The organism is Candidatus Bathyarchaeota archaeon (genome assembly GCA_026014805.1).
In the GTDB taxonomy this organism is placed as follows: Archaea; Thermoproteota; Bathyarchaeia; order Bathyarchaeales; family SOJC01; genus JAGLZW01.
Genome location: JAOZHR010000008.1, coordinates 13525 through 29134 on the forward strand (window position 1 = coordinate 13525; position 15610 = coordinate 29134).

General features: G+C 36.6%; 16 protein-coding genes. 4 read left to right on the forward strand and 12 right to left on the reverse strand.

The genetic code is table 11. The features are described 5' to 3' along the window. Window position 1: 1 nt before the first annotated feature. The 7 genes from NWE91_01950 to NWE91_01980 all read right to left on the reverse strand — a co-directional run bounded on the left by NWE91_01950 (window position 2) and on the right by NWE91_01980 (window position 6933). The gene (locus NWE91_01950) at window positions 2–1684 is read right to left on the reverse strand and encodes an AAA family ATPase (GenBank protein MCW3985159.1); all 1683 of its coding nucleotides are present in this window, start codon (window positions 1682–1684) and stop codon (window positions 2–4) included. A gap of 2 nt (window positions 1685–1686) precedes the next feature. Next, window positions 1687–2820 carry a hypothetical protein gene (locus NWE91_01955; protein ID MCW3985160.1) on the reverse strand — a complete coding sequence of 378 codons (1134 nt, stop codon included), beginning with the start codon at window positions 2818–2820 and terminating at the stop codon, window positions 1687–1689. Between the two features lie 173 nt (window positions 2821–2993). After that, entirely contained in the window at window positions 2994–4385 is a 1392-nt protein-coding gene (locus NWE91_01960) for a site-specific DNA-methyltransferase (protein MCW3985161.1), read from the reverse strand. 36 nt (window positions 4386–4421) lie between these two features. Next, window positions 4422–4568 carry a hypothetical protein gene (locus NWE91_01965; protein ID MCW3985162.1) on the reverse strand — a complete coding sequence of 49 codons (147 nt, stop codon included), beginning with the start codon at window positions 4566–4568 and terminating at the stop codon, window positions 4422–4424. Between the two features lie 33 nt (window positions 4569–4601). Beyond that, a complete protein-coding gene (locus NWE91_01970) occupies window positions 4602–5771 on the reverse strand; it encodes a type I restriction endonuclease (GenBank protein MCW3985163.1) in 1170 nt (389 codons plus the stop codon). 175 nt (window positions 5772–5946) lie between these two features. Next, complete coding sequence (locus NWE91_01975; protein ID MCW3985164.1) at window positions 5947–6117, reverse strand: hypothetical protein; 171 nt, start codon at window positions 6115–6117, stop codon at window positions 5947–5949. Window positions 6118–6291: 174 nt separating this feature from the next. Next, a complete protein-coding gene (locus NWE91_01980; GenBank protein ID MCW3985165.1) occupies window positions 6292–6933 on the reverse strand; it encodes a hypothetical protein in 642 nt (213 codons plus the stop codon). Between the two features lie 502 nt (window positions 6934–7435). Between NWE91_01980 and NWE91_01985 the strand changes: the two genes are divergently transcribed. Together NWE91_01985 and NWE91_01990 are read left to right on the forward strand one after the other, a co-directional pair. After that, the gene (locus NWE91_01985; GenBank protein MCW3985166.1) at window positions 7436–8968 is read left to right on the forward strand and encodes a hypothetical protein; all 1533 of its coding nucleotides are present in this window, start codon (window positions 7436–7438) and stop codon (window positions 8966–8968) included. A 1-nt stretch (window position 8969) separates the two neighbouring features. Beyond that, window positions 8970–9464 carry a restriction endonuclease gene (locus NWE91_01990; protein MCW3985167.1) on the forward strand — a complete coding sequence of 165 codons (495 nt, stop codon included), beginning with the start codon at window positions 8970–8972 and terminating at the stop codon, window positions 9462–9464. Between the two features lie 360 nt (window positions 9465–9824). On the opposite strand, the gene NWE91_01995 is transcribed toward NWE91_01990, so the two are convergent. The 4 genes from NWE91_01995 to NWE91_02010 form a co-directional block, all read right to left on the reverse strand. Continuing rightward, entirely contained in the window at window positions 9825–10559 is a 735-nt protein-coding gene (locus NWE91_01995; protein ID MCW3985168.1) for a hypothetical protein, read from the reverse strand. A gap of 14 nt (window positions 10560–10573) precedes the next feature. Further along, window positions 10574–11083 carry a hypothetical protein gene (locus NWE91_02000; GenBank protein MCW3985169.1) on the reverse strand — a complete coding sequence of 170 codons (510 nt, stop codon included), beginning with the start codon at window positions 11081–11083 and terminating at the stop codon, window positions 10574–10576. Window positions 11084–11207: 124 nt separating this feature from the next. Then, window positions 11208–11447, reverse strand: a complete 240-nt coding sequence (locus tag NWE91_02005; protein ID MCW3985170.1) for a M48 family metallopeptidase — start codon at window positions 11445–11447, stop codon at window positions 11208–11210. After that, window positions 11437–11850 (reverse strand): hypothetical protein, encoded by a 414-nt coding sequence (locus NWE91_02010; GenBank protein MCW3985171.1) that lies wholly within the window; start codon window positions 11848–11850, stop codon window positions 11437–11439. The genes NWE91_02005 and NWE91_02010 overlap by 11 nt, the downstream gene beginning before the upstream one ends. Before the next feature lie 230 nt (window positions 11851–12080). Between NWE91_02010 and NWE91_02015 the strand changes: the two genes are divergently transcribed. Next, window positions 12081–12590, forward strand: a complete 510-nt coding sequence (locus tag NWE91_02015) for a complement resistance protein TraT (GenBank protein ID MCW3985172.1) — start codon at window positions 12081–12083, stop codon at window positions 12588–12590. A 914-nt stretch (window positions 12591–13504) separates the two neighbouring features. Here the strand turns inward: NWE91_02015 and NWE91_02020 are convergent. Next, the gene (locus NWE91_02020; GenBank protein MCW3985173.1) at window positions 13505–14917 is read right to left on the reverse strand and encodes a tyrosine-type recombinase/integrase; all 1413 of its coding nucleotides are present in this window, start codon (window positions 14915–14917) and stop codon (window positions 13505–13507) included. A gap of 100 nt (window positions 14918–15017) precedes the next feature. Between NWE91_02020 and NWE91_02025 the strand changes: the two genes are divergently transcribed. Continuing rightward, window positions 15018–15548: a GNAT family N-acetyltransferase gene (locus tag NWE91_02025; GenBank protein ID MCW3985174.1), complete on the forward strand. Its 531-nt coding sequence runs from the start codon at window positions 15018–15020 to the stop codon at window positions 15546–15548. Window positions 15549–15610 lie beyond the last annotated feature (62 nt).

The window sequence follows — 15610 nt, forward strand, 5'->3', positions numbered from 1 at the left end:
TCTATTCAGACCACGGATACAGATTTTTTATTTCGCTAAATTTGTCAGGTTCATACTGGAAATATTTCTTGAACAAATCTCGGAGTTGATATCTCCACAGTCTTCCTAGGTCTTCTTCATTTCTAACGTTCACAAAATAAGCATGCCCAAAACCAATTTCGTAGATCTCTTGAATCCTTTCAGAGAATTCAACAACTCTCTCAATCAACTCAGGAGCCATGTTCTGTAAAGACAAAATCTCTTTAAGAATTCTAGTGCTAGGGGGCATCTTAACTTGTTTAAATCTTCTTTCCATCATTATATCCAATTCGGAGATTGATCGATCAAAAGGATTCATAGTTCCAATTATTATGAGGTTCTCAGGCACATAGAAGGAATCTTCAGTATACAGTAGGTTTATTGGCTTATGAGGATATTCCATGTAAGTCAGTATCTCGCCAAAAATCCTGCTTGCATCGCCTCTAGTGAATTCATCTATCACCAAAACATAGTATCTCTGAGGATCCAAAAGTGCCTTATCACAAATTATCTTGAAAATCTTATCCTTAAGAACAAATCCTGAACCTTTTGGATTAGGGATATAGCCTTCGATGAAATCCTCATAACTGTAGGACTGATGAAACTGAGTTTTTTCAACACGTGCTGCATCACCGCCAACAATTTTCAATGCAATCTTTTCTGCATACCAAGTTTTGCTTGTTCCAGGTGGACCTACAAGAAGAATTCGCTTGATACCTTGATCAAGTAAGTTCTCCTTTACCTCTTTCCAAATAGGATCTTCATCACTGAGTAAATCTTCTTGTGAAACGTTGAGCAATACCGATGCTCCATAATGTGCAAACCAACGGTTTACATTTATTCCCTCGGGAAGATTCTCTGGTTGATTGCTGAGCATATAATCGATAAATGCTTCGTAATTGTCATTCAAGCGGTAAATAGTAGTGCCCAGAGGACATTGCCCTTTTCTTAAAATTATTCCTGAATTAGTTTGCGAGAAATTCTCGAACCCCACTCCTGCCCGATGCATAAAATATAACGGTCTAGCTGGTGTTCCTGAGATGGGGTCACCGAATTCTCTGTCAATCTCTTCCCTAGAAGGATTACCAGATAGTTTCTTTCGATATTTATGAATCTGAGTTATAGTTTCACGAATTTCTTTCATGTAAGCAATCTTGACTAGAAACCTACGAAATTCGTCGTCTGAGATGTAGTTTGAGCATTCTCTCATAATTCTGAAAAGAGCCCAATAAGGAAAAATATCTCCTTTGCTGAGATATGATTCTCCTCTTCTTGCTGGATTCCATTGTTGATATCGAGAAACAATTTCAGTCAAGAAATAAGGAAAGAATTTCAGATAGTCTGGCGCATTCTTTATCAACATATATGCCTGTTTTCCAGCATCTGTAAATCTGAAAACTGTCTTTCCATTCTCAACTACTCTGGATGTCCATCCTTGTTCCTCGAATGCAGTTATATAGGTCTCTACTTTGCTCAATTTCGCTGATTTTCTTTTTGCGCCTTGTAAGATTCTATGTCGCCCATCTGCCTCCTCTCGGAAATCATGATCATATTCTCTTCCATCCATGTCCCAAAGAACCATCAGTAGATTAATGGCTGAGGGTGTTAACGTACAGTATTGAGCATTTATCCAGATATCGTCAGGATTAGTATATTGATCAGACATTTTTACCCCTTCTTTAAGTCGACCACCCAGTCGTACTTAATTAATCCCCCTCTACCCTTTCGTGGAAATCGCATATATCTGTTCTTTATCTTGTAATAGAACAAATCATTAAGAGAATAATCAATAGATCTAGCTATGTCAATAATTAGATTTCGCACTGGAATCTGTTCTCCAGCGACATTACAGTCTCCTACAACAACAATGTAATGTCCGTTGTCTCTAAGGATCCTGAAAACACCTTCTAGGTTAGCATGCATATCTTCGAAGAATCTGTAGGTGATATATGCGAATTTCTCGCTTTTTTTGTAGATGTTTTGAATGAAGGAGTCAATAGATGGAAAGTTGGTTAACTTTAGATCTGAATATTCATTTACATATATCATCTTTGTTCCAATGTACCGTTTCTTGTATTCATTTTGGCTCTTTTGATCAGCTAGCCCGAAAAGGTCTCCTATCCAAAAATGTTCTACCATTTGAGTATAGATATAGTCAATAGCTTTTATGTAAGGAGGAGAAGTTATTGCTAAATCAATGCAATCCAGTGTCTTTTTCTTGAATGCTTCTTCTACATATCTTGCATCTGCATCTTCAAAAATAAAGGATCTTACCATTTTCGGTTTTACCTTGGAAAAATCAACTAATCGTTTCGAGTAATCCAAAAGGTTTTTCTTGAATTTCGGTTTGACAGGTGGCGGTGTTTTCGGGTTTGTGTGTGAAACATAAGTTTTTTGTGATTCGTTGTCCGCATTGGATACTTTTCTTATGATTGAAGAAAAGGTAACAATAAGAAAGTTGTAGATATCCTCATCATCTTTGTATTTTTCAATAATATCTCTAATTATTCCTAGATCGTTTATTGCTTTTTCATTAAACCAGTGGTGAAGAGTGGGTAATGAAGGTTGAAAATTACCTTCCTTCAATTCTTCCATTTCGTTTATCACAGCTTGGCAGGTTTCATTCAGCTTTTTTTTGTCCAGTGTTGTTGTTTTGACTTTTGAAATTAACCTAGCTAAAGGGTCTATATCCATACCATAAACATTATGAGATGCAAGAATTCCCTCCACAAGCGTTGTTCCAGATCCACACATAGGGTCCAAAATAGTCTTCTCTTTTTGGTTTCTGAGATGTCTCTTTATCGCCCAACGAGGAACCTGAGGGATGAATTTGGAAGGAAATTTATGAATTTTATGAGTTAAGTAAGCTACGTTATTGTCAGATATGACGTACCCTTGTTCGAATGGAATAAGGCCATCATGGGGCAGTTCTAAAATATTTAGAAGATTTATTGTCTCTCACCCCATTTTTGTCTTCATTTCTCAAGAACGATTATGCTCTCTCTAAGATATTTTTTTAACCGTTCTAATCTTTTCTTCTGTTGAGAACTAGTAGTGAGGTGGCGAGCAATAATGAGCTTTGTCTTCTTAAAGCCTATTTCTCTCCCGATCTTCGATAACAGCAAATCTGTTGGAATAAGAACATTTGAGTAAGCGGAATTCCCCACTACGATTGCACATTTTCGGTTGGGCATCAACATCTCATAAATCTGTTTCAACACAACCTCCATTTTCGTGAAGTATCCTTCAATCATCGAAACAATCTTTTTGTCCCAAAGTTTCCTTCCCTCAAACAAGTTGAGAATTTCACTCAACTCTTCAAAATCAAACTTTTCAGAAGGAGATACCTGCCATAATGATCCGATGGACTTCTTTTTGAGCTTTCGAATGTCCTCATAGCCCTTGATGAAACCTCCCATCCATAGTTCTACTTTGAAGATTTCGAAATAGTCAAAGCAGTTTGCATAGGGAGGAGAAAAGATGGCTAAAGAAAACTTCTCTTCATCTAACATCGAGCTGATTTGAGCCGAGTCGCCGTCAAAAATTTTCGTTGAAACCACAGGGTGACTGATACAATGATTTTCGATATCTGAAAGTATTGTTTGAAGTTTATTCTGAAATTTTTTCCTAACAAAGCCAATCCTGTCTTTTCCGTAGTATTCATGTTGCCAGACTGAATCAGGAATGTGAACATAACCATTCTTTGTCCTACGAGTTGATCTATATTTTATTCCGTTTCCTTCTTTTTTAGTATTAGAAACACTCTCAAGAATAGCGAGCCATCCTAGCAATAATGTGTCTTGTATTTTCCCTTCTGCAACTGATTTGATTCTTACTCTTAATCTGAGCAAGTAATCAAGGATATCGGCAGGAAAGACTTTACCTATGATTTTTAACTTTGGTGGATCATCTGGCTTCACATTAACATTAAAAATCTCCTTTGATAGTTTTTTTAGGATTGCAAGATCTTTTAAAGTAAATTGATATGTTTTGACACGTGATATAAACGCTGATAATGGATTTATGTCCATTCCAACAGAATTCAGTCCTTTTTGTTTAGCACAGACAAGTGTAGTTCCACTACCACAAAAAGGATCCAACACTGACTTTTCAGTAGCATCAAAAAATGCGTGTACTAGATTAGGCGAATACCCCTCACGGTATTTGAACCATCTATGGATAGGAACATTCTTGGATTGTGAAGAGTTCACAAAAGAGGCGAATTCTGGTCTTGAAATGTAGTCAACATCATTGAGTCTCCTTATGATTTCTTTCTGTTTATCAATGAATTGAGCAAAAGAAGACAATGGAGGCTTCCCTTGCTTTGGAAAAAAGTGATGCAATCCCTCTTGTTCTCTAACGGTCATTCTGCTCATTCCTCACTGAATCAGAAGCAATGTTGTCTAACAAATTATTGACAGCCTCGTCAAAGTGACCTTAGGTGTTCTTCTGCGTTTCACTAGCTCAACTAGATACTGCTCTAATCGTTTGTAAGTATTGATTTTTAAGACAATTGTTCGATTTCTGACGCTTCGGCCTCTTTTTCTCAAAGTCTTTACACCGAATGTATTCAATATATTAAATCACAAAATTTTTCTTAAGACTCGCCTTACGTAGTCTTCCTTAAGGCTTGGATCTAATTCCATGATGCTTTTTACTATGGTGTTTTCTTTTTGTCTTAGCCACTCTGATGTTATTCTTTTCGCATGTTCAAACTCTCCCTCCTCATCTAACTTTCCAGAAATCACGTTGCCTTTTGAAAGTAACAGTAGCGTGCTGATCTTCTCCTTAAGGTCATCTACTAGCAGTTTGAAAAGCATCTTTCGTTCTATTCCTTTAATCTTCCAAAAAGCGTTATAGACTCTTAATTCACGTCCATTCATAAGTACGCACCAGCTTACGCCTTCAGCGTTAGCATATCTCAATGGTTGTTCTGCCAAATGATTGCGTAAAGGCGTACCTACGGATTTGGCCTCAATAAACAGCACAGGCCTACTGTTAATTTTTAAAGCAATGTCCACATACTCAGTCTTTTCACCTATACGAATCGCATATTCCCTCTGGACCTCATCTGGATCTCGTATGTTCCATCCTAAAGCTTCAAGAAGCGGCTCTATCATTGTAGAAATCGTATTTGACTCATCCATAGTAGGGTGTCTTTCAATTATTCCCTTCGCGTGCTTAACAAAATCATCTATCGGCGTTGGCGGATGGGGAATAGGTGGTCGTCCCTTCTTTTCCTCTGCAGTCACTAAATCCTTGTCCGTCAGACGGTATTTTTTATACTCTTTATCGACAAACCCCAGGCTTATTAACCAATTTAATCTATACATTGTTTGAGTAGTTGTTGCCCAATCAAGATTGCATCTCTTCAAAAGCCCCTCATGAATTTCTGTCAAGCTAAGCGGTTGACTTTCAGCCAGCATCTGGAGAACTTCCGCAAAACCCAAAACTCGCTTCTTTAAAACTCCAAGGACTAGACGGTTTTCACTTGTCCTCAAAAACTCCTCTGCCGTAGGAGTGAGCTTAACTCGACCACCGACTTCTTGCATAAAACCTAAGCATTTACTAACAACTCTGAGCATGCCATAAGGAACGGTCTTGCTTGAGACTTTGTACTCGCTCCTTAGCCACGAAACAAGCTGGACCATTGTTGGATTTTCTTGGTTAATCCTCTCTAAGATTTTCCTAAGGGTTAGAACATAGTTTCTCATGCCACCGTATAAAGGCCAGATGCCCTTAAACTTCTTCATAGACAAACCAAATGCCTCGTCTTGGATTATTATGACCTTTCTATTGTCAATACTGTATATGTACTGTATAATAATTTTAAGGAACTTGGCTGAAGGTAGAACCTGCTCAGATGTAAGTATAACTTAGATTTAAACGAGTCATAAAAAAGAAGTCTATCTATAAACTAAATGTGTTCTAAGGATTGTATTCTTCTCCATAGCTCGTACAGATCATTACTATGTCGTAAATGTCTATGATTCCATAGGGTTCAGCTATGTCACAGTGAGGATTCCAGCTAGGATCTATTGGTGTTGAACCATACGCATTGCAGGCTAACACAACATCGTAAATGTCTACTTTCTTCAACTTTTCTCCCTAGATGAAATGCACATTGGAAACTATTAGCATTTCTGGAACAATCTTCTACTCGAATCTCACATTGTTTTTCATAGAATATAACGGCTAGATTCGAGAGCAATCTACAATATAGAAGAAGAGGACGAGTTCATTTGCTGAATATAACAACCATGGAAAATTCATTCAAAGCTTTATGAAAAGGCCCGCTTGCCTTAGTTTTTTTACTTCTTCATCACAGTCTTTATGCTGAATGTGTTTTGACACTTTTTCACTTTCTGATTTAAGTAAGTTGACCAGTTCAAAAAACTCGCAAAAAGATGTAAAACTATAGATTAAACAAGAATTTTCATAGTCTTTATGCCTTACAGCATTCTGTGAATGCATAATGGTAGCTCTTAAATTATCGTTAATAGCATCTGGTACTCTGTATATTTTTTTGAAGTTCAACAGACCTATAAGATCCTTTAAATAAAACGTTTGAAAGGGTTCCAATTCTTTCCTTTTAGCTTGATTTTCTGCCTTTTTGAAATTTTTCGCTTTGTCCAAATAATACCGATCATCTTTATGCTTCAAGAAGAAATCCAACATGTCATCATTGTTCAAGCCATTAGAAACGAGTAGTTTTCTCAATTTTCTTTCAAACTCCAATAACAAAGCGTATCCGTATACAGAAACTAGGTTCCTATTATAGTCGCAAAAGTGAACTACGCCTGCAATACCAGTTTTACGATGCACAAAAAGGACTTGGTGTTCGCGAAACTTTTCTACAACTGAAGATTGAAAAACATAGTCTTTTACGTCTACTTTCTGGCTTTCCGTGATCATCTCCTTCTTGAATGTATCGTCTAATAGCTTATAACAGAAGCTCGGATCTTTTTTACAAGGAAGATATGTTATGTTTCTTTTCTTGCAGAACTTCTTGCAGTCTTCATTGAAATCGTCATCATAAAACAAAACTTCAAATGTCATGATTTTCTCAAAACATAAGCTTGCTTCGATTTCTGATAAGTTCATTTCATCGCATTCCTATATCTGAAACAATTTTTAATTGAATTTTAACCTATAAAATAAGTTTTATGAATTGCTAGTAAGGCAAACTTTCTAAGTTTCTACTTCCTATTCTATTAAAAAGGTTATAAACTTCCTTTGAATCATCTCTAAATTGACACCAGTACGATAAGGAGATTCAGAAGGTATGTCTAACAATCCTTTTTCAGAACTTACAGAGAGGGAGTTGCATGGATTGTTAACACATATTCTCTCGGGATCTTCCAAGGATCACAAATTTAGAAGAATAAAGTGTCTGGAAGAACTGCTGAGGAGAATTATGTCTGATTCTATTCAAAACGTAAATGGTTTTGTGAATGTATTATTAGAAATGGCTAAGAATCAAGGTGATGCTAAGCCAGAATCTTCACTTATTGTTGATTCTCTTTCGCTCTTCATTAAGAAAAACGATGATGTACTTAAGAGAGTTCTAGATGGATTAAAAGGACAGGAAGGTCAACTTTTCATTGTTTTCTCGAAGTTAACATTAGAGCTAAACAATAAGAATAAAAGACGATCGATTCAACCACTTCTTCATTTTATAGTTACTAGAGAAGCAGTTAACAGCATTGGAGTGGAGGAGGTCTATGATTGCTTGCTAACCCTTAACAATCAAAGACTTAGCACGGAAATTATTAAAGAGACTTCACAATTCTTGAATGCACTTGAACCTTGTGCTATAGTATTCTCTGTAAAACTATGTTCAGAATTTGCTGATCAACGTCTTCTACCTCAAATGCTAAAAGTACTTGATAAATCTATGAAAGGTTATTATGATGCTCATCATATTGAAATTGAGAGAAGATTATGTAGATATTTTGGAAGGATAAGAGATCGAAATAGCTTTCCTCATTTAATGAAGCTACTCAAACTCAGATATCAAGAAAATCCCAATGATAAGAGCGATGCCTTGAGCGAGATTCTCAATTCTCATCCCTATTTAATGGATGATTTGTTGGACATGCTTTATGACGCTCGACAGAATAAGGAATTGGTCAATGTCATTTTACGGACATTTGAAAAGATGGAAAAACCTCCAAGCGCAATGACACTCTTGTCGAAGATTCATATCAAATATTGGTGGGAAAGTCCCGCTAGATTCTATGTAAAAAACATTCTAGTTAAAGGAGGAGAATCATCAAAACCTGCTTTATTTGACATGTTGCGAGATGATGAGAAGCATAATTATGCTTTGGAATGTTTGAAAGAGATTGGGGTTTCAACTGAAGAACTCTCTCAGGTTTTCCCAAAACCACCTATGGTACAAATCTATAATTTCTTATACTCGCAAGCACGAGGTAGGAAAATGCATGAAGATTTGAATACACTATGGATGGAAAAGGAGAAACTAAGAGAAAATATCCTAGGAACTACTGATAAATTGGAACACTTAGTGTTACATCTCCTTTGTAGCTTCAATTTTGTAACGTTGAATGTTGCGCCTTTGAAACTGGAAAGTGTTGATATCGTTGGCTTCTATCCCGAGACTCTTGATCTCCTTATCATAAGCTGTACAACAGGAGTTTTGAAGGACGACCTAGCAAAACTAGATGCGATGGTCAACGAAATGGAAAGTGAAATGCCAGATCTTTTTGACAGGTGTACATTGACCCCAGTTGCTGTATGTTCAAAAGACGTCGCCATAGCTCCATCAGATTTAAAATATTCTAGGGAACAAGGAATTGCTATTCTGCAAGGTTATGACATTGATAAGTTGTTAGAAATGTTGAACACTAACAGGAAACCGAGACAGGTACTAAGATACATTGAGGAATGTAAATGGAAATATGTAGATACTTCGGGAGATTATTAGTGTGAGGTTCCAAACATTCTCTTACAGGTTCGCTGAACAAGTACTGAACAGTAAATTAAGAACCAAGAAGGAAATTGAGAATATTATAGGGTCTATAAGATCTAGAGGTTATTCCAGACCAGGACTGAATGAGGTTTTTAGGACAAAGTTTCTAGAGAGAAATTGGAAGGAGCAACCTCAAGTATTCGAAAAAATCACCGACATCGCTGCCAAGATAGACTACTTGAAAGACCGAGTAGGTGTTGAAGTTGCATTCTCACATTCTTCCTTTATAGGCATAGACCTTTTGAAGTTTCAAGCGCTCTCCTACTCTAACCTTGACAAGATCGATGTTGGTGTCTATATTACTGTAACCAGAGACCAGAGAAGAAAATTTGAGCAAGAATACAACAAGAAATGGCAAGGTAGCTTAACCTTCGAGAAAGTGTGCAAGTATCTGCCTCATTTTAGAAGTGCAATACAAGTTCCAGTGTTTGTATTTGGAATAGAAGAATGATGCGCGCCATTTTTCCTCATGTATTTGAAGTCTGCCAAACATTTCTAGGTTGTATTGAAGTGTTGATACTCCAACTGCAATTAGGGCAAATTAAGTTTACATACCAATCTCCTACTTCAAAGGTTGCGTCATCTCTAGGCTTCCATCCTTTTGCAGGAACGTGTTCATAGTAAACCTTTTTATGACATCTCGGACACTTTTTATAACTTAAAGTCTCGTTTACTTTAGGCATTATTTCACCTCCTTAGAGAGACTCGCATTCACGCTTTTTCGCTTCAATGCTGACACTCTTCTTAAGTGTTTTTTCACAGATTATTAATATTTCACTTTTAAAGCATGCGCTCGCCACTTCTCCATAATTTACTTTATGATTTTTGAAATGTATCCAATGAAAGCGACTGCAGGAAATATCTCAAAGGAGTTCAGAGATTCAATTCCAATGGGTTCAATAAGCTCTCTATCAAGGACCCAAAGCCCGTGGAAATCCGGTTCATATTTGAAATGAGCATTCTCAATCAACTCTTTAAACAATCTTTTGAAGTCGTATTTATCGAGATCATCCTCCAAATTGGCTTCGTTTTTTTGTCTTCTATAGAACGTGATGACTTCTAAAGCAATTTTACGCAATCCATCTCCAAATTTTAGTTTACGGCATTGCTCCATCCTGACATTCTGAAGTTGTTTCCAAGCATCTGCTAACTTTTTTGCTATGCGCTTACTAGGACTATGGGCTCTACTGAATGCGAAATAAGCGTGCTTCAATTCCATGATAAAGGAATAGTTCCTGTAAGATATCCAGTAGTCAGCGCTTCCGCGATATTCAATTTCGCCAGCAGGCTTTCTGTCTATTGGATGCTCCATTAGAAAAACTGATTTGGGCATTTGTGCTATAGATGGGCAAATAATGGAATGTAGCTGCCTTTCCCTATAGTAGAAAGCATATTCCCCTGTTTCATTGTAATATTTGGCTGACCTTAAAACAAACTGTTTTAGTAAGTCTCTGAGGAAGGCCTTCGCAGTTCTTGATCCAAGTCCTCTAACATCAAAGAATTCAATGCCTAAGTCACCAAAATCTTCTATTGTTTCATAATGCATTGCTTAAACTCTCTCTAGCATTTCTCATAATCATGCTTCACATGCAACAAGTAACTAAGTTTCTTTGGTCCATCTAGCTTCACATAGATTGGTTTCCATGTCTTATGTGCGATTCTCCTTCTATGTCGCCCATCCTCATCTATCATTACAAAATGAGCGCACTTTCCTCTACCTGCATACTTAGCAACCTTTTTTAGGTCACTTTCAACGCTTCCAGCTCCTTCTGCTTCTCTATTTGTGCTGAATACTACAGGTTTGCTTACTCCAGGATAGTCAGGTTCAAGTTTGAGTTCAACAAGTATTTCATCGTTTCCTAGAACTAAATCTACTTTTTCTCTTTGAAAGACTGATTTCTCCGCATATAATTTTAAAGGAAGAGGAAAACCTCTTTCTTCCATCAGTTTTCGACATTCGTAGAACAAATGACCCTGTAAATCTCTCTCAGAGTAGAATTGAATCTTACTGTGCGAATAAGCCTCCAGAACATTGTTGAGAGCATCATCAAACAACTCATCATAATCCATAAGCAACACTCCTAAATCGTTTCTACTTTTCTATTTCTAATTTAATGCTAAACTTAGAGATTTCTATAAATCTTCCTTAACTTGCGCGCGCTTTTGATCAGCAAAAATTGAAAACAGTTCTTCGTCAGATACTCCATTTCGAATAACCCAATTTGCTATTATTTAGTTCATCTTTTATTTGATTCCACTGAGGCATGAAGGATGTCATTAACATCTTGAATTTCTCAGGGTGATTCTTTTCGATAAAATGAGTCATCTCATGAACTAACACATACTCTAGGGAGTGAAGCGTTTTTTTTGCTAGTTCAAGATTAAGCCACACTCTTTGATGTTCTGGGTTGCAGCTTCCCCACTTAGTTTTCATTTTTTTGATTCTGAACAACACTGGGACCCTCTGTTCTACATAGGTCAAATCCATATTCATAACCGTCTACAGTCACCACACCGATTGCATAGTGGTTGTTATATGTAAAACAACCCATTCCGCCAAGCTGGTCAAGTGGAACTACCGACCTTGAATAATCCTCTTGCTGTATGAAAATCAAGTTGATGTTGGTGAACACTAACAACCCTTTTTTAAGCGTTGTCGTTTTACTTGAATCAATGGAGCCGTTTATGAACCCCTGAAAAAGATATTTCAGTTGACTTCCATCACCACGTCCAATTACGACCTTCTCAATGAGGTATTCCAGTTCTTTCTTTTCTCCTTCAAGTAATCCAAGATTGTCCATGGAAGCTCTATATTCAGTATCTTTCAGTCCTTTCATTAATGTCACTAAGAAAAGTCACGTTTAGCAATTAAAAAAAGCTTATGAATTCTCCTTTTAGTTTCTAAGTATGGTTTGGGTTTTGGGGTTGGCTTGGGTTGGGGTTCAAATCCCACTACAAATGCGCATGTGTGTAAATGTATAGAAAGACTTAAAAAATAGAATAATTAGTATTATTTGTTAAAAGTAGTTCTTCCTTGAGGATTAATATCTAACTTAGGGGATTTAATATGACTATTAAGTTGAAGCTGACTTTTAGCGATAAAAAGAGGCCATACCTTTTAGATGTCTCTTCACTTCTATACGACTTCGAGCTACTTCATGATCTTGCCTTGATGCTTTATGCAGAGGGTTATTCGAACTATAAATTCTCACGATTCTTCTGGTACAGAAAAGGAAGACCCATCAGACCAAACCACAAAATTCGTGCAATTAAAATAATCAAAGAATCACCACTCATAATTGTAATTAGTGTTACTGAGATCTTAATTCTTACAGGTGCATTCTGGGCAATGGTTCAAACTATAGAGAAAATTAGCAATTGGAAAATCAACAGGCAAAAATTAGAAGCTGAAGCCAAAAAAGTGCAATTAGAAGTTATCGAGAAAAAAATGGAACTTGAAAGGAAACTTGCGGAAAGACAAGCGTCTTTCATCCATGATGCATTGATTAAAAGACTAGAAGATTGTGAAATAACTCTTGAAGACATTGAAATGCAAATCGAAAGGAGCGAAGATTAATCAGATATTTTCAGATAATTTGATGAGCAAAACACATGGAAAATCTCTCTATCGCTGACAGCCGACCCCAAATATAATGATCTTTTCTCGCTTTTTAACAGAAAAGCGCAATATGTCCAGAGGATATTTAACCATTTTTCTGGCTTATTTCAAAAAATAAGGATTCTCCAAAGAGATTTACGCATTTCATTCTAAGACTCTTTTTTCATCAGTTTCTTCCTCTTGTTGTGCCATCCATTATCTTATTCACCTAGTTTTTCTATGTGTTGTCTGTTACTTTTTAATTTACTTTGTTGCTTTTGACTGGTTGGGTGGTCATGTGAAGAAATGTGGTTGGTTGGGATTTGAACCCTCCCCCACAAGGGAGATATCACCCAATCTCCTCCCCCTTTTAATGGCTTGTGGAAGAAAATAAGGTAACTCTATGGTTGCCTAAATTTTAGAAAGGTAATAGATAGTATATTAGACATCCTATCAATATCAAGAATGTTATTGTCACCACAAATCCCATTTTCCTGTTTTTGTCGAAGGAAACACCTATCATACTGAACATAGCAGCATAGAAGACTACATTGTAGGGGCCATGAATTGCCAGTATTTCTCTGAATGGAATTTTAAGGATGTAATCTAATAATAATTCCAGAAAGAGATAGAAGAGAATAAACACATGAGATACTATCGTCCTTTTTTCCGCCTTCTCCTTCATATATCCTAACAATGTGATAGTGAAAGGAATTATTCTAAGAATCTATTAGACCTAAAAATTTAGTTGCACGCGCATATACCAAAAAACTTATTCAAACTCATTTAAACATCAAACACGTTCCTATTAAACCCGAAAAATCAGTGTATTATCAGTTAAAGCACTGATAAATTTTGATAAATTAATACTGGGTCGGGATTTTATATTTCATTTATTTGATGCCTTTCCTTCGTTCAGTAAGTTTCCTTAACTGTTCCTTTGCCATCTGTCGTATCCTCTTCAGCTCTGGGTCACTTACTCCCCTTTCAAACATTTTTGCACGACACTGTTGAGCTTCAGATGTAAAACCATAATTATCATATTCAGGCACATACACTAAATAACCATCAACATCAACAAGGCATGCCATATACTCATGTTCCAAAATATCTCCTTCAATATTCCTACTGTTCATAAACATATCCAAATTTTGAGTATTTGGAGAAGTCCCCAAAACATAATCCACAATGTCACGCATCTTCCTAATTTCCAGTTCCCTTTTCAACATCATTACAGTATCTTGAAGTTCATACACATCCTTTTCCAATTCCATTTCCTGTGATATCGCTTGTTCAGGAGTTAATGGCAATCCACATTGACCACAAAACTTCACTTCACCTGAGTTTTTGAAATCGCACCTTGGACAATTTTTAGATTTCAATGGACTTGCTACCTTTTCTTCAGATATTTCTACACCAGCAGCACGCAATAAATCATCATCTAAATCTGCACCACTGAGATGAACATATATACCTCCCATACTACTGCCTCCTACCCAACCTGCAAAAACCTTCAGTTTAGCATCTGACAAGAATTTTGCCAATTCAGTTAATCTACTATGCCTAAATGCATGAGGATTACATGGTTTGTCAATCCCAGCTCTTTTAAAAACCCTATGTAACAATCTGCTAAGATATACATAACCAACTTTTCCCCTATTTGTGCACCATATATATGCATCCTTGTCATGTTTGCTGGAATGTGTTTGTAACCATTGCTGAAGGTGCGAAACACTCTCTATTAGTCTAATCCTCCTTTCACCTGTTTTACCTTTAACACTTATAACAGCACCTTTCTTGTCAAAAATCATATCTCTAACTTTCCAATCTAAAAATTCTGAAACTCTACAACCACTTTCATATAAGCTTGAAATCATTGCTTTTTCTCTAAAATTGCCACAATTCCCCAGCAACACAACAATATCTTGTTTATTAATTATCTCAGATGGTTTAATAGGTTGAGTCTTTTTAGGTTTAAAATTTAGATGTGCAACTTGCTCAGGATAATGATGTTTTGGAAGTTTGTAAAACCATCTATAGAAAATTTTCAAGACAGAAATATACATAGCATATGTAGAATCACTTAATTTTTCATTGTTAGGATATTTCCCTTTTCTCACTTTATTATTTCTCTTCCATTTTAAAAACGCTTCAATTTCCTCTTTAGAAAGCTCTGTGAATGATTTTTTATTCACAAAATCCGATAACTCAAACATCACTGTCTTATACAAGCTTACAATTGAGTCACTTCTTCCATTTGTTTTAAGCTGATTCGCATATTTTTCTAAGATTTCTTCATTTTCCAACTGAACCACAAGATAAATTATACTTGATAGATGTATTTAAATATTACATTTGCCTTTATTTACTTCTCTTAAAATCTTTCTGAAAGGCTGGAATGCAGCAATGGCTTACAAGACATTCAAGCTGAAGGATGGACGAACAGCTACGCTTGACTGGTTAAGAGAAGAGGATCTGCCTGAAGTTGTAGAGGCGATTAACAGTGTAATCAGCGAAGGAAAATACCTCTTCATGAATAATGAAATAACGGACATGGAAGAGGAGCGAAGATGGTTTGAACGTGGCATAAAGGCGGGAATGCTTTACCTGGTTGCAAGAGTTGACAACAAGCTGGTTGGAGGCGCAAGCATCCACCCCCACACAGATAAACGGGCACACGTTGCAGAGTTCGGCATTTTCATTCGCGATGGCTATCGCAACTCAGGATTAGGAACAACTATGACAAAGACGTTTATCGAAATCGCCAAGAAACGCGGATTTGAGGTTCTTCAACTCTCTGTCTACGCCACAAATAAGAGAGCTTTCCACGTTTACAAGATATGCGGGTATAAAGAATGCGGCAAACTAACTCGAGACATAAAGTTTCTTGATGGAACATACATTGATAGAATATTATTGGAATTACTTTTGAAGTAGTAGAGTCGAAAGCAGAGCATAGAATAAGTCAGATAGCAACATCTACACTCGCACCCTTTCCT